16 protein-coding genes are annotated in these 17,967 nt (G+C 60.1%); 5 read left to right on the top strand and 11 right to left on the bottom strand.

The features are described from left to right. Positions 1 to 178 precede the first annotated feature (178 nt). From DDT56_RS23365 to DDT56_RS23340, 6 genes are read right to left on the bottom strand one after another with little or no spacing between them, the layout of a single operon-like run. A complete protein-coding gene (locus DDT56_RS23365; RefSeq protein WP_210417075.1) occupies positions 179 to 994 on the bottom strand; it encodes an ABC transporter permease in 816 nt (271 codons plus the stop codon). Beyond that, entirely contained in the window at positions 984 to 1,865 is an 882-nt protein-coding gene (locus DDT56_RS23360) for an ABC transporter permease (protein ID WP_136168744.1), read from the bottom strand. Before DDT56_RS23360 ends, DDT56_RS23365 begins: the two co-directional genes overlap by 11 nt. After that, entirely contained in the window at positions 1,865 to 2,956 is a 1,092-nt protein-coding gene (locus DDT56_RS23355) for an ABC transporter ATP-binding protein (protein ID WP_136168743.1), read from the bottom strand. Before DDT56_RS23355 ends, DDT56_RS23360 begins: the two co-directional genes overlap by 1 nt. Beyond that, a complete protein-coding gene (locus tag DDT56_RS23350; RefSeq protein ID WP_136168742.1) occupies positions 2,953 to 4,041 on the bottom strand; it encodes an ABC transporter substrate-binding protein in 1,089 nt (362 codons plus the stop codon). The genes DDT56_RS23355 and DDT56_RS23350 overlap by 4 nt, the downstream gene beginning before the upstream one ends. A gap of 18 nt (positions 4,042 to 4,059) precedes the next feature. Then, positions 4,060 to 6,057, bottom strand: coding sequence for a hydantoinase B/oxoprolinase family protein (locus tag DDT56_RS23345; RefSeq protein WP_136168741.1), 1,998 nt, complete (start codon positions 6,055 to 6,057; stop codon positions 4,060 to 4,062). Beyond that, positions 6,054 to 8,180, bottom strand: a complete 2,127-nt coding sequence (locus tag DDT56_RS23340; protein WP_136168740.1) for a hydantoinase/oxoprolinase family protein — start codon at positions 8,178 to 8,180, stop codon at positions 6,054 to 6,056. The genes DDT56_RS23345 and DDT56_RS23340 overlap by 4 nt, the downstream gene beginning before the upstream one ends. Positions 8,181 to 8,551: 371 nt before the next feature. Between DDT56_RS23340 and rsmF the strand changes: the two genes are divergently transcribed. After that, entirely contained in the window at positions 8,552 to 10,006 is a 1,455-nt protein-coding gene (rsmF, locus tag DDT56_RS23335) for a 16S rRNA (cytosine(1407)-C(5))-methyltransferase RsmF (protein WP_136168739.1), read from the top strand. A 161-nt stretch (positions 10,007 to 10,167) separates the two neighbouring features. Then, a complete protein-coding gene (locus DDT56_RS23330) occupies positions 10,168 to 10,359 on the top strand; it encodes a YdfD/YebW family protein (protein ID WP_136168738.1) in 192 nt (63 codons plus the stop codon). A gap of 18 nt (positions 10,360 to 10,377) precedes the next feature. Here DDT56_RS23330 and DDT56_RS23325 read toward each other — a convergent pair whose 3' ends face one another. The 3 genes from DDT56_RS23325 to yczE form a co-directional block, all read right to left on the bottom strand. Then, the gene (locus tag DDT56_RS23325) at positions 10,378 to 11,073 is read right to left on the bottom strand and encodes an extensin-like domain-containing protein (protein ID WP_136168737.1); all 696 of its coding nucleotides are present in this window, start codon (positions 11,071 to 11,073) and stop codon (positions 10,378 to 10,380) included. Between the two features lie 86 nt (positions 11,074 to 11,159). Then, on the bottom strand, positions 11,160 to 12,221 hold the full coding sequence (locus tag DDT56_RS23320; protein WP_136168736.1) for a malate/lactate/ureidoglycolate dehydrogenase: 1,062 nt from the start codon (positions 12,219 to 12,221) through the stop codon (positions 11,160 to 11,162). A gap of 129 nt (positions 12,222 to 12,350) precedes the next feature. Further along, positions 12,351 to 12,965, bottom strand: a complete 615-nt coding sequence (yczE, locus tag DDT56_RS23315) for a membrane protein YczE (protein ID WP_136168735.1) — start codon at positions 12,963 to 12,965, stop codon at positions 12,351 to 12,353. Between the two features lie 96 nt (positions 12,966 to 13,061). Here yczE and yczR point away from each other — a divergent pair, with 96 nt between their 5' ends. From yczR to DDT56_RS23300, 3 genes are all read left to right on the top strand, one after another. Continuing rightward, positions 13,062 to 14,489 carry a MocR-like transcription factor YczR gene (gene yczR / locus DDT56_RS23310; protein ID WP_136168734.1) on the top strand — a complete coding sequence of 476 codons (1,428 nt, stop codon included), beginning with the start codon at positions 13,062 to 13,064 and terminating at the stop codon, positions 14,487 to 14,489. Between the two features lie 79 nt (positions 14,490 to 14,568). Further along, positions 14,569 to 15,090 (top strand): GNAT family N-acetyltransferase, encoded by a 522-nt coding sequence (locus DDT56_RS23305; RefSeq protein ID WP_136168733.1) that lies wholly within the window; start codon positions 14,569 to 14,571, stop codon positions 15,088 to 15,090. 345 nt (positions 15,091 to 15,435) lie between these two features. Next, positions 15,436 to 16,590, top strand: coding sequence for a type I restriction endonuclease (locus DDT56_RS23300; RefSeq protein WP_136168732.1), 1,155 nt, complete (start codon positions 15,436 to 15,438; stop codon positions 16,588 to 16,590). 223 nt (positions 16,591 to 16,813) lie between these two features. On the opposite strand, the gene DDT56_RS23295 is transcribed toward DDT56_RS23300, so the two are convergent. Together DDT56_RS23295 and DDT56_RS23290 are read right to left on the bottom strand one after the other, a co-directional pair. Then, entirely contained in the window at positions 16,814 to 17,248 is a 435-nt protein-coding gene (locus tag DDT56_RS23295) for a type II toxin-antitoxin system VapC family toxin (RefSeq protein WP_136168745.1), read from the bottom strand. Continuing rightward, positions 17,248 to 17,502 carry a type II toxin-antitoxin system Phd/YefM family antitoxin gene (locus DDT56_RS23290; protein WP_136168731.1) on the bottom strand — a complete coding sequence of 85 codons (255 nt, stop codon included), beginning with the start codon at positions 17,500 to 17,502 and terminating at the stop codon, positions 17,248 to 17,250. The genes DDT56_RS23295 and DDT56_RS23290 overlap by 1 nt, the downstream gene beginning before the upstream one ends. Between the last annotated feature and the right edge of the window lie 465 nt (positions 17,503 to 17,967).

The following is a 17,967-nucleotide window of genomic DNA, read 5'->3' as shown; positions in this document are numbered from 1 at the left end:
TCTGTTTCATGTAGTGATAGCTAATCACTACATGAGGAAGATACAAGCGCCCTGAGTCGGGCGCGTGCTGCGACGTGGCATAAAAATACCTTTCTTCTCGCGCACGAAATAACGCTGGGCTTACATATAATGTTATCGGTAAATTTGTGACTAAGAGACAGTCCTGCAAAGGGGGAGATTACAACACCTTGGTCAAACCGATACTCTTTTCAATCACCACCAGGGTAATTATCGCGACGAAAATAAATATCACCGAAATGGCGTTGACCGCGGGATCGAAGGTCTGGTCGATATAATTGAAAATCCTGACCGGCATGGTGACCGTCTGCGGCGCGGTGAGGAACAGGCTGACCGACACCTCGCCAAACGAGGTCACGGCGGCGAATACCGCCCCCGCCACCATGCCGGGTTTGATCAAGGGCAGCGTAACGTGCCAAAAGGTATACAGCCGCCCCGCCCCGAGACTCATCGACGCGTCTTCCAGACGGCGATCCATGGAAGCCAGGCTGACGCTGGCCGTGCGTACCGTATAGGGCAGCGCGACGATGACGTGCCCCACCGCCAGCCCGGCAATCGTGCCCGCCATGCCCGCCGCGGTGAGCACATAGAGCAGCGCAATGCCCAGCACCACCTGCGGGATCATCAGCGGCGAAAGGATAAAAGCCTGCAGGGCGTCGCGGAACCTGAATTGCAGCCGCGCCAGCGCATAGGCCGCGCCGGTTCCCAGCAGCACGGTGACCGGCGTGACGATCAACAGCAGCATAACGCTGGTGTTAAGCGCCTCTCCCCAGCCGGGATTTTCCGCCAGGGCGTAGAACCAGCGCAGCGAAAATCCCCGCAGCGGGAATTGCGGATAGGCATCGGGACTGAACGCCGACAGGGCGATAACCAGCACCGGCAGCGCCATAAACAGATAAATAATCGCCGCCGTCAACCCCGCCAGCAGGGTGAGCCAGCGGCCGTGCGCGGCAGCGCGCCTATTGTTAGTGGCCATAGGTTTTTCTTTCCCAGCGTTTAAGTATTCCCCCGGCGAAAAACGCCACCAGCAGCGTGGCGAACAGCAGGGTCAGCGACAGCGCGGCGGCCAGCGGCAGATTGGCGATTTGCAACGCCTGCTGGTAGATGGCGATCGGCAGCAGCGGCTGCAAACGTCCGCCAATCAGCAGCGGCGTGATATAGCTGCCGGCCGCCAGCGCAAAGACGATGATAAAGCCGGTCAGCATGCCCGGGATCGTCAGCGGCAGGACAATGCGCCGAAAGGTTTCAATCCGCCCCGCGCCAAGGCTCATCGACGCCAGTTTGAGATTGGGGGCGATCTCATTGAGCGAGGTGACCAGCGGCAAGACGGCGAACGGCAGCATAACCTGCACATAGGCGATGATCACCGCGGGCATATTCCACAGCAGCGCCAGCGGCCGGGGAACGACGCCCGCGGACACCAGCAGATCGTTGATCAGCCCGTTCTGGGCCAGCAGCACAATCCAGGCAAAGGTGCGGATCACCACGCTGGTCAGCAGGGGCGAAACCAGCACCACATACAGCAGGGTGCGCCATCCCCGGCTGCGCACCGACACCAGCAGCCACGCCGCCGGATAGGCCAGCAGCAGGCAGAGCAGCGCGGTAAAGACCGCAACCCACAGGGTGGTCCATAAGGCATGCAGATAGTCGGGCGAGGTAAAGACGATCAGGTACTGCGACAAGCCGTAGCCGGGCAGCGGTTCGAGCAGGCTGTCCACGTTGCCGAGGCTTTGCACCGCCAACAGCGCCAGCGGGGCCAGCAGAAACAGCAGCAGGAAGATCAGCGCCGGCGTCAGTAACGCCCAGGAGAATCGCCCGGCGCCGCGGGAGTATGACCTTACGCTCATCACGCCTCCGCCGCATCGGGCAAGGCGATCACGTCATCGCTGCGCCAGCTCAGGGTAAAGGGCGTACCCGGCGCGGGGATGGCGTCGAACTGCCCGTCGACGCTATGCGCCAGCAGCTCGCCGCCGCCGGGCAATGCCAGCCGCAGCCGCATAACGGCGCCGGTATAGCTGGCTTCCCGCAGAATGGCCGGCGTCTGATTGACCGCCTCCGCCGACGGTTCCGTCGTTATCTTGATGCGCTCGGGGCGCAGCATCAGCCCGGACGGAGGATCGCCCGGAGGCTGCTTGACCCGCAGACGCAGCGGCCGATCGGCGGCGGAAAAATGCCGCTGCGCCACGAAGTCGCCCTCGCCGCCCGCCGCATGCACGTCAAAAAGATTCGCCTGACCGATAAACTCGGCGACGAAACGGTTGGCGGGTTGCCGGTACAGCGCCAGCGGCGTGCCCACCTGTTGCAGGCGACCCCGGCCGAGAATGCCGATGCGGTCGGAAAGCGCCAGCGCCTCTTCCTGATCGTGAGTGACCAGAATGGTGGTGATGCCCACGCGCCGCTGCAACGCGCGCAGTTCATCCTGCATCTCTTTGCGCAGTTTAGCGTCGAGGTTCGATAAGGGTTCATCCAGCAACAGCACCTGCGGTTCGATAGCCAGCGCGCGGGCTATCGCCACCCGCTGCTGCTGACCGCCGGAAAGCTGATGGGGCATGCGTTCGCCGAGGGCCTCGAGCCTGACCAGCTCCAAAACCTGTTTGACCCGGCCGGCGATAGCCTTGCGCGGCAGCTTTTTCACCTTCAGGCCGTACGCCACATTGTCAAACACCGACAGGTGCGGAAACAGCGCGTAGTTCTGAAACACCATGCCGATGGCGCGCTGATACGGCGGCAGCGGCGTAATATCCCGGCCGCCGAGCGACACCGCCCCGCGGCTGGGGGCGAGAAAACCGGCGATAATATTCAACAGGGTGGTTTTGCCGCAGCCGCTGGGGCCGAGAAGGGAGAAAAATTCCCCCTGCTCAATCTGCAGGCTCACGCCGTCCAGCGCCACGTGCTCGGCAAAACGGCGTTCAATATCCTCGAGATACAACCAACTCATTGCCCTCCTCCGAGCGCCTTGCTCCAGCGGGCGGTCCACTCCGCCAGCTTCGGCGTCGCCGTGGCGTAGTCGATCCAAATCAGCTGGTTATAGGCTTCCTCCCCCACCTGCACCTGGCTCTTCAGGCTATCGCTGTATTGCACCTCTTTGTTGGTCATGCCGTAGAGCGATTTGTCGGAGAAGGCTTTTTGCACCTCGGCGCCGGAGAGATAATTCACCAGCTTATAGGCGTTGGCCAGATTGGGCGCGCCTTTGGGGATAGCCCAGTTCGCCGCCCCCACCACCGGACCGTCCGACGGATACACGAAGTCGATTTTCAGCCCCTGCTGTTTCAGGGCGAAAACGCGGCCGTCCCAGTAGGGCACCACCCAGGCATCGCCGCGCTCCAGCAGCGTTTGAATGGCGCCGGGGCTATCCGGGAAAGCCACCGCCTGTCCTTTCAGCTCGGCCAGCTTGGCGAACGCTTTATCCACGTCGGCGCCGTTTTCCAGCTTGCCGCCGAGGGCGTGCACCAGTCCGGCGAAAAATTGCAGCCCGGCGGCGTAGGTGGGCGACGAGACGGCGACGTGGCCCTTATAGGCCGGGTCCCACAGATCCAGCCAGCTTTTCGGCGCGTGCGGCACCAGATCGCTGCGGTACGCCAGCCCCAACTGGCCGAGGCTGAAAGCGGCGGCGTAGGTTTTGCCCTCGCTGACGAAGCGCTGCTGCACCGAGGAGTACAGCTTGTCCAGATTGGCGATGTGCCGCGCCTCCAGCGGCTGCAGCAGACCGGCGGCTATCGCCCGCTGAATGGTATCGGGCTGAAATACCACGATATCGTACGGGGCGCGGCGGCCTTTGGCGGCGCGCAGTTTAGCGAACCACTCGGCATCCGCCCCGGCCACCACGGTGACTTTGATATTGTTTTCCTGCGCGAACCGATCGAGACCGGCGCTGCGGATATTCTTTTCCCAGTCGCCGCCATACACCCCGATCACCACGCTGTCGGTCGGCGCCGGCGCGTCGTCGGACGCCGCCTGGCCGGCAAACGACGCCAGGCCGATGGCAAGGGAAAGCAGTAACCGTTTAAAGGGCAGTTTACGCATAGCATTACTCCTGGCTGATTAGTCGGTGGATAATCTGTTATTGGCTTGTTGTAGCGCCAGCAGCCGCTGCGGCCACTGTTGCCGAATGCGCTCGCGCGTCTGCGGATCGGGCGCAACCTGGGGAAAATCCGCCGGCAATTGCGCCAGAATGGCGGCGTAAAACTCCCGGCGCAGCCGGCTGCGCCGGGAAGGCGGATGGGCGTAAAGCGCCGCGTTGAGCCGGTCGAGGGAATCGCTGTCGAAGATCTGCCGCCAGTTGTCCCAGTGCGCGCCGCGTGAAGAGATCTGACGTATTGACTGGCGCGCCCGCGCCGTCGCGGCGACGTCGATCTGGAGATTATTCAGCACCACGCCGTACAGCTCGCGGGCGGCGGCGACACTGACCAGTCCCAACGCCACGTCGCGCTTCACCCGTTCGGCATCGCGCAAAAAGGGATCGCCCCAGCCGCCGCCTCCGGCTGTTTGCAGCATGATTTCATCCCCCCGCCTGACCGGCAGCAGATCGATCTTCCCCAGCGCCCGCGCATCGTCGCGCTGCGCATTGAGGGTCAGGCGCGTCGCGGCGCCCGGCAAGCCGCCCTGCGCCCCCCAGGGCTGGAAGCGCAGGCGCTCCATGCCGCGCGCCAGAATCAGGGTGTCATCCTGTAAAATCCGCACGCGGATTTGTTGCCCGCAGCCGCCGCGCCACTGTCCGGCCCCGGCGGAATCGGCGCGCAGGACGTATTCGCGGATCTCGATCGCCGTTTCCGCTTCCACCATTTCGACGGGATTGTTCGCCAGATTGGAGATACTGTTATCGCGGCCGTCCACGCCGTCGCAGCCAAAGCGTCCGCCGCCACCGCCCACCATGGGCTCGATAACCTGCACGTTCTGCCCCCGTTCGCCGCGCTGCGCCGCCACCAGCGGAATAATGGCGCCGCCGCTGGCCGCCGGCATGATATCGGGCAGCGCCTGTCCCAGCACGCCGTTGAGCACGTCATTGATGCGCACCGCCGCGGCGTGGCGGACGCCGACGGCGGCAGGATAGAGCGGGTTGACCAGCGAACCGGGCGGCGCGAAGAGCGTAACCGGCGCCAGCAGGCCGGCGTTGAGCGGCACGGTTTTGTCCAGCGTACACACCAGCGCCAGGATGCGCAGGGTCAGCCAGCTATGAACCTCGCCGTGGCTGGGAATATTGATGGCGGCGGCCACCTGCGGATCGGTGCCGCTGAAATCCAGATGGATGTTCCCGTCATCCACCGCGATTTTCAGCGCCAGTCTGACCGGCAGACCGCTGCCGGCCTCATCGTCGAGATAGTCCGAGAATTGGTAATGGCCGTCGGGGATGCGCCGTAACGCCTGGCGCGCCCGGCTGGCGGAATAGTCCAGCAAATCCCGTTGCGCCGCCAGAACGCCGTCCGCCCCATGCCGGGCGACGACGCCGGCGAAACGCCGGCGCCCCGCGGCCAACGCCGCCAGCAGCGCCTGAAGATCGCCATGGTTGGCATCCGGCGTGCGGCTGTTGGCGCGCAGCAGCAGAATAATATCCTGATTAAGCTCGCCGCCGCGCACCAGTTTGACCGGCGGGATTTGCAGCCCCTCCTGAAACAGATCGCTGTTGGTCGGCGAAATGCTGCTGGGAACGTTGCCGCCCACGTCGGAGGCATGCAGAAACGCCCAGCCGTAGGCGATAATCTCGCCCTGATGAAAATAGGGTTCGATAACCTGCAGGTCGGGCAGATGGGTCGCCAACCCGCGGGAGCGATAGGGATCGTTGGTAAGGATGACATCGCCCGGTTGCAGCGCGCCCACCGCCTGAATGGCGGCCAGGCAATTCAGCCCCACAAACCCCGACACGCCAATGCCGCGCGGATAGGCGAAAAAACGCCCGTCGCGGTCGGCCAGCGCGCAGCAGAAATCGGCGGTCTCCTTCACGTACAGGGTTCTGCCGGTGCGCTGCAGCGTATGGCACATCTCCTCGGTTAAGGCGGTCAGTTTGTTGTTGAGTATTTCGAGCGTCACCGGATCGAGTTTCATACCGCTGGCTCCTCCTGCTCCGCCAGGCGGGAAAGATGTAAATTTCCCAGCCGGTCGGCAGTGGCTTCCCAGTGCGGCAACACCAGCACGGTGGTGTCTTCCTGTTCAACGATGGCCGGGCCGCTAAAACGGTCGCCGGGGCGCAGCGCCGCCCGCTGATAAACGCGGGCGCTCAGCCAGCGCTGCTGCAAAAACACCGGCCGGCGATGATAAACCGCCGGGCCATCGCCCGCGTCGGCCGCCGTCGCCGGCAGGGCGGGCAGTTGACCTATCAGCGACAGCCGCAGCGTGGTGAGGTCAATCTCCGCCCCGTCGTCGCGAAAACCATAGCTCCGCTGATGCCGGAGGTGGAATGCCTGACGCAGTTGCTCCACCGTCAGCTCCTCCACGGTCAACGACCCCAGGGCGGCGGCCTGCGTGTCGGCCAGCGCGATCTTCAGCTCATAGGCCTGCCCGGCATAGCGCATATCGGCGGCGATATTCAACCGGACGGTGTTCGTCAGATGGCGGGCGCTCGCGTTGAACCATTGCTCCGCCTGGGTAACCAGTTGCCGCAGGGTGGCGTTGATTTGCGGCAGACTGTTCGCGCTGACTTTCACCCGTAAACTGCGCACGAAATCGCGGCGCAGGCTGGCGGTGGCCGCCCCCTGGGCGCAGAAGGTTCCGGGGCGCGGGGGGATAAGAATGCGCCTGATGCCGGCCTCTTGCGCCAGAAAATTGGCGTGGGTCGGGCCGGCGCCGCCAAACGGCACCAGCGTGAGCGCCGCGGGCTCCAGCCCGCGCTGCGCCAGCGCTTTAAGCATTTCGGCGGCCATTTGCGCGGTGGCCACGGCCAGCGCGCCGCTGGCGGCGCGGGCTACCGCGTCCTCTGCGCTGAATTCAAGCCGCGCCGCCACCGTCGCCAGGGCGGCCCGCGCCTTTTCCGCGCTGAGCGGCATCGCGCCGCCGAGAAACGACGCCGCATCCACAATGCCGCACGCCAGATAGCCGTCGGTCAAGGTCGCCTGCGTTCCGCCCCGGCCGTAGGCCGCCGGTCCGGGATCGGCGCCGGCGCTTAACGGGCCGACTTTCAGTACTCCGTAGTCATCCACCGAGACAATGGAGCCGCCGCCGGCGCCGATGGCCGACACGCCGACCACCGGCAGCACCAGCGGTAAACCGCCGATTTCGGTGCGCGTGACCATTTCCGCCTCCCCGCCCTGCGCGATGGCGATATCGCTGCTGGTTCCCCCCATATCAAAGCTGATAATGTCGCCGGCGCCGCAATCCGCCGCCAGCTGCAGCGCCGCCGTCACGCCGGAGGCCGGGCCGGAAAGCAGCGTGTCCACCGGGCGGCTCAGGGCGGAATCCAGCGGCAGGACGCCGCCGTTCGATGCGCTCACCAGCAGCGGCGCCGCGATACCCAGTTCCTCAATCAGGGACGCCAGACGGGTAAAGTAACGGCTCATCAACGGCTGAATATAGGCATTCAGTCCGGCGACCAGCGTGCGTTCATATTCGCGGATTTCCGGCCATAGCGCCGCCGCCGACAGAATGTTGATATCCGCATCGTGCAATTTCCGCCTCAGGATGTCGGCCAGGCGCTGTTCTTGCTGCGGATTGGCGTAACCGTTAATCAGCATCAGGGCGACGGCGCTGACGTTAAGACCACGGATCTGCCCGGCCAACGCATCCAGCTCAGGCTCGCCCGGCCAGTCGGTCACCTCGCCGGCGGGATTGAAACGGGCGCTGATTTCCAGCACCCGGTCGCGCGGCAGAAACGGGGGTTCGCGTCCGGCATGGAAATCAAAGGATGAGGGCATACGGGCGCGGCCGATCTCCAGCACATCGCGGAAGCCGCGGCTGACCACCAGAGCGATGGGCGCGCCCTGGCGCTGAATAATGGCGTTAAGCCCCAGGGTGGTGCCGTGCAGCAACAGCGCGACGTCGCGCGCCTGCAGGCGGCTTTGGCTCAGCAGCTCGCACAGCCCCTGGCTGACCGCCAGCGCGGGATCCCGCGGCACGCTGGGCTGCTTATGATAGAAGAAGCGATCGCCGGCGGGATTGAACAACACGAAATCAGTGAAGGTGCCGCCGACATCAATGCCGATGCGCACGCCTTGCAGGGGCTGGTTAAGACTCACAGTACCCTTTCTCCTGGTTTGAAAGACAGCTAATGGCATTCATCGCCTGACAAATAATTTTATAGTTTAATGAGCGGTGAGCGGGATCCTGACGGGGCCTGATAACGATATCGGCGGATCGCTAAACCAATACGGTTGGTGACGACAGAGGATGCTAACAGCAGAAAAAGTTAAATCTAAATAACAAAAATGATAATAGCTATTAACTTATTGGAAATAGAATTAACCATTGCGACCCAATAATTGCCTCTGCCGCTGCGGGCCGAACCTGACGGGGGAACTTGGGTTGCCGTGCGTCGCCGCACGCTCGGCGGCGCATTATGCTACACTGCGCGCTGACAATTTTTCCCGCTGCAACGAGACTTTCTACCGTGGCTAAACCGACGCCGACTCCTTTACCCCCTGAGTTTCTCTCCGTCATTCAGGCCGTTATGCCCGCTCATCTTTCCATGGATGAGTTTATTGCCGCCTGTCAGCGGCCGTTACGCCGCAGCATCCGCGTCAATACGTTAAAAATCGACAGCGCGGCGTTTTTAAAGCTGGTGGAACCCTACCAATGGCGCCTGGAACCCATTCCCTGGTGCCGCGACGGTTTCTGGCTGCTGAACGCGGATGATGATGAAACCCTGCGTCTGGGCAATACGCTGGAGCACCTGAGCGGCCTGTTTTACATTCAGGAAGCCAGTTCCATGCTGCCGGTCAGCGCCCTTTTTCACCATGACGCCGCGCCGCAGCGCGTGCTGGACATGGCGGCGGCCCCCGGCTCCAAAACCACGCAAATCGCCGCCGTTATGGATAATCAGGGAGCGATTATCGCCAATGAATACTCAGCCAGCCGGGTGAAGGTGCTGCACGCCAATATCAGCCGTTGCGGCGTCGGCAATACGGCGCTGACCCATTTCGACGGGCGGGTATTCGGCGCGGCGCTGCCCGAGTATTTCGATGCGATCCTGCTTGACGCCCCCTGCTCCGGCGAAGGCGTGGTGCGTAAAGATCCCATGGCGATGAACCACTGGTCGCCGGAAAGCATCGCCGGCATCGCCGCCACCCAGCGCGAGCTGATCCTCAGCGCCTTTCACGCCTTAAAGCCCGGCGGAGTGCTGATATACTCCACCTGCACGCTGAACGCGCAGGAAAATCAGCAGGTGTGCCACTGGCTGCGGCAAACCTTTCCCGACGCCTGCGAATTCGAACCCCTCACCGACCTGTTCCCCGGCGCCGCGCTGGCGGCGACGGAGGAAGGATTTTTACACGTCTTCCCGCAAATCTATGACAGCGAGGGTTTTTTCGTGGCGCGCCTGCGCAAAACGGCCAGCGTTCCGCCGCTTCCCGCTCCCGGTTATCAGGTGGGGAAATTCCCCTTCTCGCCGCTGAGCGCCAAAGACCGGGCGACGGTCACCCAGGCGGCGCGGCAGCACGGGCTTGAGTGGCAAAACGACCGCTTGCAGCTGTGGCAGCGCGACAACGAGATCTGGCTTTTTCCCGCCGCGCTGGCCTCCGCGCTGGGGAAAATAAGATTCTCGCGTATCGGCGTCAAACTGGCGGAGCGCTTTGCCAAAGGCTATCGCTGGCAGCATGAAGCCGTTATCGCGCTGGCAAACGCCGACGCCGGCCACGCCTACGCGCTCAGCGATCGGCTGGCCTGCGAATGGTTTCAGGGAAAGGACAGCTACCCGGAGCCGGCGCCCTCGTCCGACGAACTGCTGCTCACCTATCGGAACTGCCCGGTGGGCTTGGCCAAACGCATCGGCAGCCGGATAAAAAACAGCCTGCCGCGCGATCTGGTGCGCGACGGCGCCTGCTGCGCCGCAGCGGATAAGCGCTAAAACACATTCCGCTTGCAACGCCGTCAGGTGGCGATAAAACCACCTGATGCGCCGCTCCGCCTCACTTCTCGCTGATTCTCATCTACAATTGCCTACAGAGCGAAAATAAAACCGCAGCGCTATTAAGCAAAATTTGAGGGTTACGAAAAATTGAGGACGTTATGTTCGCACTGGTGATATTTGTTTGTTATCTCGGCAATGGTTGCGATGAACTGGTGGTAGGCGCGTATAACACCGAAACCCAGTGTCTCAAGGCCATGAAGGAACAGCGCTTACGCCGCGCCGGGTGTTATCCTATCGAAGAATTTATTGATGGTTTCTGGTTGCCAGCCCGGGAATACGCCGACTTTTAATCCGCTTTTGCCCCGCCGTTACCGACACACGCCAAAGCCGCGCATGCCCAGATGAAAATGGTTGGCATGGGCGGCGTTGTATTCCGGCCCCAGCGCATTGCCAAAGAAAGCGCAGCTCTGTTCAAAGGTGGCGCGCAGATAATCGCCGCGCGCGTCCGTCGCCCGCCACTGATTCAGCACGCTGATGTTCCGCCCGTCCGCCAGGCGAAAAGCGGAAATATCCCAGGCGTCCGCGGTGGCGTGTTCGCTTAGCCGCCCTTCAGGACGGTGATAAATATTGCGGCAGGCGAAGCTGCCGAGATGATCAATGCGCGCCAGCGCCGCGCCCAGCCGCTGCGCCTGCGGTATCGCCGTCTGGGTGACAAACATGGTGCTGCTCAGCGCCAGCGGGCAGCTGGCCAAAAAGCCCGAATTGAGGGTCACGGCGCCAAAACGCTGCACGCGCACCGGGGAAGAGAGCGGGCACTGTCCGTCAATATCCCCCGGCAGGCTGAAGGTGACGCGCCCCTTATCCTGCGCCCGACGCAGCGCCGCCAGACAGGCGGCGGGATCGTCCGCCAGGCGCCGCAGCTTAAAGCGGGTTACCAGCGTCGGCGGGTCGTCGACCGACAGCGGAGAAAAGGGATCGTAGCCGGGGGGAAGATGGCGCTGGATCCAGGGCGCCAGCGCAATCAAAGCCCCCAGAATCACCAGTACAACCAGCAGTTCCCGCATATATTCCGCCACCCCGTTATTACGCGCCTTATGCAATAGTAGGTCATATCAACCAGATGGCGCCCTTTTTATTCCGGGCTGGAACGCTACAGGGCAAACGCCTCCGGCGCCATGCCAAGCGATATGCCCGCATCGACAATCTTTCGCCACTCCGCATCGGAAATCACTATGCCGGCGGCCCGCCGTTGCACTCTGGCGTTGAGTTCCGGCTCGCCGGCGATCAGGATCGGCTGCGCGGGGTCCAGCGCCCGCGACGAGCGGACATACTCCAGCATCGCGTCGTATTCCTTCTGCAACCACGCCATCGACACCATACTGGTGGGATCGATCACAATGGTGGTCATATTGTTCACAATCACCCCCTGGCGCGGATTTTCCGGCTGAATGGTGCCGCCGCCCGATAACAGCCCGGCCAGCAGCTCCGCGGCCAGCACCAGCCCGCCGCCTTTATGCCGGGCAATGGGCTTTAGCGCCCCCGGTTTTTCGCCTTCCCACATCACCCGCGGATCGTTGGTGGAAACGCCGTCGCCGTCGATCATCACCTCTTCATCAAACTTTTTGCCCGCCAGATAGGCGACGCGGGTTTTGCCCAGCGCCACGATGCTGGTGGCGAAATCGAGCACAAAGGCGGCGTTATTTTCGCTTTTCGGAAAAGCGATGCAGATGGGATTGGTGCCAAACCGCGCTTCGCTGCCGCACCAGGGCGCCACAATCGGATCGTGATCGTTGACGTTGACGAAATGAATCGATACCAGCCCCGCCTCGGCCGCCATTTCGCCATAGGTGCCGATGCGCCCCAGATGGCAGGTTGACGACAGCGTCATCAAACATACCCCGGTGCTCTTGACGCGTTCGATCGCCGCCTCCATCGCCTCTTTGCCGGTACGCTGCCCGAAACCCCGATCGCCGGAGAACTGCAACACCGCGCCGCCGTCGCGGATTTTGCGCGCCGGGGTGTTTGGATGCATGCGGCCCTGCGCGATAAAGTTTACGTAATGCGGCAGCATGCCCACGCCGTGGCTGTCGTGCCCTTTCAGGTTGGCGGCGACCAGATGTTCCGCCACGCAGTCGGCCTCCGCCGCGTCACACCCCGTCTGCCGCAACAGCGCCCGGGTAATATCCAATAAGCGACCTTCTGAAATCTGCATCTCTTTTCCCTTCACCCTGTTTAAATAAGTAGGTTATCTGCCGACGTTTATCCTACTGCTGAATTTATCGGCGTTAAAACTTTTAAATAAACAAATGGATCCGGGAGGAAAAATCAAACGATGGCGCACTTAAGGCTGCGCCGTCGTCCGTACCCGCGCGTTTCCCGCCGGCGGCCTGGCGATAAACCACGGCAGGCAGAGCTGGATCAACGGCCCGATGGTCAATGCATACAGTACCGTCCCCACGCCGACCGTGCCGCCCATCAACCAGCCCGCCAGCAGCACGCTGACCTCGATGGCGGTACGCACGCGCCGCACCGGCCAGCCGGTGCGGGCGTTGATGCCGGTCATCAGACCGTCCCGCGGGCCGGCGCCGAAACCGGCGCCGATATACATCCCGGTGGCCAGCGCATTAACCACCACCGCGGCGATTAATAGTGCGCTGCGGGCCAGCAACGACGTCAGCGGCGGCATCAGCGCCAACGTCGCGTCCGCCGCCAGCCCCAGCACAATCACGTTGCTGACGGTTCCCAGTCCGGGCCGCTGACGCAGCGGGATCCACAACAGCAGCACCAGCGCGCCGGCGATGATCATCACCATGCCGATATCCAGCGAGAAGATCGCCGCCGCGCCGAGATGGAACACATTCCACGGGTCCGCCCCCAGGTTGGCGCACACCAACATGGCGGTGGACACCCCGTATAACACCAGACCGATATAAAGCTGAACCAACCGACGAACCATTCTCTTTTCCTTAATACGCCACCGCGCTGTGGCTATACCTTTACGCAAAATGGACTTAGTATTAAGGTCCAGTTTTTATAAAGTGGACCACTATATATGGCACAGCGCAGAATAGGCGCCCCGTCGCTGCTTCGGTTACTGGGGCGCTGGCGTCAGGATCTACCGCGTACCCCGGTCTATCGCCAGTTGGCGGACGGGCTACGGCTGTTAATTCTTGATGGCCGTCTGCCGTTGGAGAGCCGTCTGCCCGGCGAACGGGAACTGGCCTCGACCCTTGATATCAGCCGTACCACGGTGGCGACGGCGCTGGCGCAGCTGCGCGAGGAGGGATATCTGGCCAGTCGCCATGGGTCCGGCTCGGTGACGATGCTGCCGCAAAACGGTTCGGGCGCCTTCCCGCCGCCCGGTGCGACGCCGACGCTGGATCTCTCCACCGCCGCGCTGTCCGCCGGTCCGGAAATTCATCAGGCCTATGCCAGCGCGCTGATCGCCCTGCCGGAACACCTTGGCACCACCGGTTACGACCAGCAGGGGCTGCCGGAACTGCGCCAGGTTATCGCCCGGCATTATGCCGCGCGCGGATTGCCGACCAGCGCGGAGCAAATTATGGTGGTGAACGGCGCGGTTAGCGGTTTCAGCCTGATTCTGCGGCTGCTCACCGGTCCCGGCGACCGGGTGGTGATTGATCATCCCACTTATCCGCTGGCGCTGGCGGCCATTACCGGCGCCTCCTGCCGGCCGGTATCGGTAAGCCTGCCCGAACGGGGCTGGGACACCGCCGGGCTGGCGGCGACGATCGCCCAGACCGCCCCGCGCCTCGCCTACCTGATCCCCGACTTTCATAACCCTACCGGACGCTGTATGGACGCGGCGACCCGCCAAGCGGTAGCGGATATCGCCGCCCGCACGCGCACCGCCATCGTGGTGGATGAAACCATGGTCAACCTGTGGTTTGACGCCCCGCCGCCACCGCCGCTGGCGGCGTTCGACAATGCCGATCGGATCATTACGCTGGGCTCCGCCGGGAAAAGTTTCTGGGGCGGTCTGCGCCTGGGCTGGATCCGCGCGCCCGCCCGCACCATCGCGTCGTTGGTGCAGATACGGAATACGCTGGATTTGGGTTCGCCGGTACTGGAACAACTGGCCGCCATCGCGCTGTTTAACGAGGCGGACAATTTTTTGCCGCAGCGGCGGGAAACCCTGCGACGGCAGCGCGACGCCTGCGGCGCGGCGGTTGAGGCGCTGTTCCCGGACTGGCGATCGCGCCCGCCGGAAGGCGGACTGTCCTGGTGGATAGAACTCCCCAAACCGCTGGCCACCATGTTCGCCGCCAGCGCCGAAACCATCGGCATCCGCATCGGCGCCGGTCCGCGATTCGGCACCGAGGGCGCGTTCGAGCGCTTTCTGCGCCTGCCGTTCGCGCTGGAAGCGCCGCAGATGTACGCCGCGCTGCAACGCCTACAGCCGCTGTGGCAGTACCTGGCGCAGACCCGGGGCGACAGCGGGCGCGCAACGGTGGTATAAAGCGCAAAAAAGCGCCGGATAACGCTTTGCGATAAGTTACAATGGCGGTTATTCCCGACCTGAGCCAATAATTGCGCGCATGAATACACCGTTAAGCGATGTCGTTATCCGTTCTATCCGTCCTGATGACGATCTTGCCGCGCTGACTCGCCTTATCCACAGCGCCTATGCGCCTCATGCGACGGCAGGACTGCGCTACTGGGGCACTCACCAGACGGTTGAAGACACGGCGGAACGCCTCGCCTCCGGTGAGACATGGCTAATGATCCAAAACGGCGAATACATTGGCACCGTTACTCTCAGGCCTGTTCAACCGCAATCCCCGGTCCTGCTCTATCGGCAGGAAGGTGTTTTCTCATTGGCTCAGTTCTGCATTTCTCCCGACGTCAAGGGCCTGGGCTACGGACGTCGCCTTCACCAACACGTCGAGGATTATGCGAGTGGCTGCGGGGCTAAAGGGATTGCCCTGGATACGGCCAAACCCGCCAAGCGATTGATCGCGCTCTACGAACACTGGGGGTATCGGGTTGTCGCCGAGTGCGACTGGCGGCCCTATACAAACTATTCGAGCGTGGTCATGTATCTTCCGCTTTCCGGGTAGGGTATTGAGATTGCCTTATCAAAAACGGGCATCATTACCGACATTCAAATATGAATGGAGTAAATTATTTATTTACCAGTTGATCAACATCCAATTTTCTATGCTGATATAAAGCAAAGGTTTACAATGCTTACCATAACAATAGAAATTCAGATAACGACCTGCATTATGGCTCAATTTTTTCTGCCAGCTTCCTGAAGCTGAGCAAGAGTGCAAGATCGATTTATTTCAAGTAAGTACGACTAAGAAACATTGACGAATATCTCAAAAATATTCGCTGGGCAGATTCATACAGGAAGACAACCATAATTTACTAACAAATAATTACCTCGGTGGGAGGGATGAATGGAAAGTTTTAAGTCTCGGCTCAAAAACCACATTGAGCATGTCAAGAACGTCCGCGAACACTGTACTACAGAGGAAACAACCAAGCAGGCATTGATTCTACCGTTCTTGGATATTTTAGGCTTCAACGCATATGATCCGCAAAAAGTAAGGGCCGAATATGGTGCGGATTTTCCTGGGGTAAAAGCAGGTGAACGCGTTGACTATGCGCTATTTTGCCAAGGCGTCCCCGTCATGTTTATCGAAGCAAAATCCTACCGAGAAAAGATAGACAACCACTGCCCTCAACTTTCACGATATTTCAACTCCACTCCCGAGGTTACCATTTCAGCCATTACCAACGGCGTGGAGTGGCGATTTTTTACTGATCTGAAAGAGAAAAACATTATGGATCCGACACCGTTTTTGCGGATACGGATGGATGATGTTACAGATTCAGATGCAGAGCAATTATTTCGCTTCCGGCATGATAAGTTCAAGCCGGAAGCTCTGCGCACCTTGGCCGAGGAGAGTGTTTACATATCGGCGTTTGTGAAAGTTGTCAGCACCAGCCTTAAAGAGGTTGATGCTGAATTTGTGCGCTATGTAGCTGGACGCGCAAATATCGGACGCCAGCTAAATCAGCGGTTTATTGATTCGATAACGCCTTTGGTGCGACAAGCCGTCGAGCGCTCGGTCAGCGCAATGGTCGTGTCTGGTTTATCCTCCAAGTCGCCAAGCACGGAGGAGGTCGCTAGCAGCAATGTGGAAGAGACGGCTTTTGTGGACGAACGTTCTGATATCACCGATCCAGGTAACCCAAATATCATCACTACATACAATGAACGTGTGTTATTTGAGAAGATTGCATCAATAGTTGGACCGGGGTATGAACTGCAGCCAAAGGATACCGAATCCTACTACTCCATACTGTTTCAGGGTAAAACGAACCGCTGGTTGGTTCGCTATTATGACAAAAAAAATCGGCCCTCAATTCAACTTCCTATTGATATAACGCCAATTACCTGCAATGAAATCAAGAGAGCGGGGCTTGAATGTGATAACAATAGAATTTTCATAGAAAATCCAGAAAATGTGCTGAGGATATCCGGACTAATACTTGATTCCTTGCAATACGTACAAAACGATGAGAACTTTCGCAAGCGTCGCTCATAATGAAATAACCGCTTTGCGTCAGTTCCCATCAATTCTCCATCCCACTTCGGTGGGATTTTTTGTGCCTGAAATTACCGCACTACCATTAAGTAAAGAACCAATTCCAATAAACACCGATACCTGACCAAATGGTAAAGTCATTAAACGCGCTATTGATTTTATTAGACGACGCTTCGGTAATTCTGACGGCAATAAATACTTTCAGTCAGCAGGCCGGCGGGATTTAGCCGCCCTGCCGCCCCGCTCCCCAGGGATTGATGATAGTCACGCCCGTCGGCTCGAAATCAGCAACATTACGGGTGACTACTGTCATGCCGTGAACAAGGGCGGTTGCCGCGATTAACGCATCACGCTCGCCGCGCTTGTCGGGAATATGAAGGCGGGCGCACCGTAACGCCACGGCGGTATCAACAGGCAACGTACGCCCGACGAACTCCGGCAGTACGTGCTGCTCCAGCCACGAATGCAACATGGCCCCCTGCGTGGCGTCTCGGCGCTCAACCGACAGAATGCCTATTTCCAGTTCCATGATGGTGATGGCCGAAACAAAGAGATCGGCGGCATCAACGCTTTCCGCCCATGCCGCCACGTTCGCATCAGCCTTGCCAGCCTGCACTTTTCGCAGTTCGGATACCACATTCGTATCAAGAACGTACATCATGAGAAATCAGCCGCCTTAGCTCCGATGGTCGCTCGCGGCGGCTCAAATTCGATGTCCGCAATACCCGGCATAGCCAACGCATCAGAAATGTTGCGACGTTGCTTTGTCAGCCGTTGATATTCATCGATGCTCAGTAGCACATGCGCCGGGCGGCCGCGATCCGTAATAAATACCGGACCATTCAGCGCCGCCTTTTTGGCGCGAGTAACGTCCTGATTGAGTTCTCTACTGGATAAAGTCGTGATGGTCATAGCAGTACCTCCTGCTTGATACAATTTGTAGCAACGTTACTACAAAATAGATAGAGGTGCAATAATAGGCTACTGATGCACTTTTATTGCTTCTGCACTTTTTGTTGCTCTAGCGCCAACTCGCTCTTGGCTCCACAAAAATTACGTCAACCGGACATTTCATAGGCAACAGAGCCCAACTCTCCCATTCAATCTATCGACAAAATTACCATTCCGTAAATTTTATCATCGAGTTTAATTGGTATATTAAAATCAAATTGGACTGCCCCGCTACGGTAGACAATCCATCTGAACCCACTGACGGAAATTAGTAGCGACAAAATGGCGGCGGAGTATGTCACAGGATGATATGGGATAGAACACGGAGCGGTTAACTTACTGATTTTTAATATAACCCATTGTATATTAAAAGGTTATAAAAAAAGACCGAATACGATTCCTATAGCTGAGAAATTATCAATATTT

Origin of the sequence: Brenneria corticis (assembly GCF_003115855.1) — a bacterium.
Classification (GTDB): domain Bacteria; phylum Pseudomonadota; class Gammaproteobacteria; order Enterobacterales; family Enterobacteriaceae; genus Brenneria; species Brenneria corticis.
This window is presented reverse-complemented; position numbering and strand designations above follow the sequence as displayed.

Excerpts from the sequence above, each read along its gene's own strand:
- DDT56_RS23365 (WP_210417075.1), bottom strand. The coding sequence starts at position 994 with ATGGCCACTAACAATAGGCGCGCTGCCGCGCACGGCCGCTGGCTCACC.
- DDT56_RS23360 (WP_136168744.1), bottom strand. The coding sequence starts at position 1,865 with ATGAGCGTAAGGTCATACTCCCGCGGCGCCGGGCGATTCTCCTGGGCG.
- DDT56_RS23355 (WP_136168743.1), bottom strand. The coding sequence starts at position 2,956 with ATGAGTTGGTTGTATCTCGAGGATATTGAACGCCGTTTTGCCGAGCAC.
- DDT56_RS23350 (WP_136168742.1), bottom strand. The coding sequence starts at position 4,041 with ATGCGTAAACTGCCCTTTAAACGGTTACTGCTTTCCCTTGCCATCGGC.
- DDT56_RS23345 (WP_136168741.1), bottom strand. The coding sequence starts at position 6,057 with ATGAAACTCGATCCGGTGACGCTCGAAATACTCAACAACAAACTGACC.
- DDT56_RS23330 (WP_136168738.1), top strand. The coding sequence starts at position 10,168 with ATGTTCGCACTGGTGATATTTGTTTGTTATCTCGGCAATGGTTGCGAT.
- DDT56_RS23325 (WP_136168737.1), bottom strand. The coding sequence starts at position 11,073 with ATGCGGGAACTGCTGGTTGTACTGGTGATTCTGGGGGCTTTGATTGCG.
- DDT56_RS23320 (WP_136168736.1), bottom strand. The coding sequence starts at position 12,221 with ATGCAGATTTCAGAAGGTCGCTTATTGGATATTACCCGGGCGCTGTTG.
- yczE (WP_136168735.1), bottom strand. The coding sequence starts at position 12,965 with ATGGTTCGTCGGTTGGTTCAGCTTTATATCGGTCTGGTGTTATACGGG.
- yczR (WP_136168734.1), top strand. The coding sequence starts at position 13,062 with ATGGCACAGCGCAGAATAGGCGCCCCGTCGCTGCTTCGGTTACTGGGG.
- DDT56_RS23305 (WP_136168733.1), top strand. The coding sequence starts at position 14,569 with ATGAATACACCGTTAAGCGATGTCGTTATCCGTTCTATCCGTCCTGAT.
- DDT56_RS23300 (WP_136168732.1), top strand. The coding sequence starts at position 15,436 with ATGGAAAGTTTTAAGTCTCGGCTCAAAAACCACATTGAGCATGTCAAG.
- DDT56_RS23295 (WP_136168745.1), bottom strand. The coding sequence starts at position 17,248 with ATGTACGTTCTTGATACGAATGTGGTATCCGAACTGCGAAAAGTGCAG.
- DDT56_RS23290 (WP_136168731.1), bottom strand. The coding sequence starts at position 17,502 with ATGACCATCACGACTTTATCCAGTAGAGAACTCAATCAGGACGTTACT.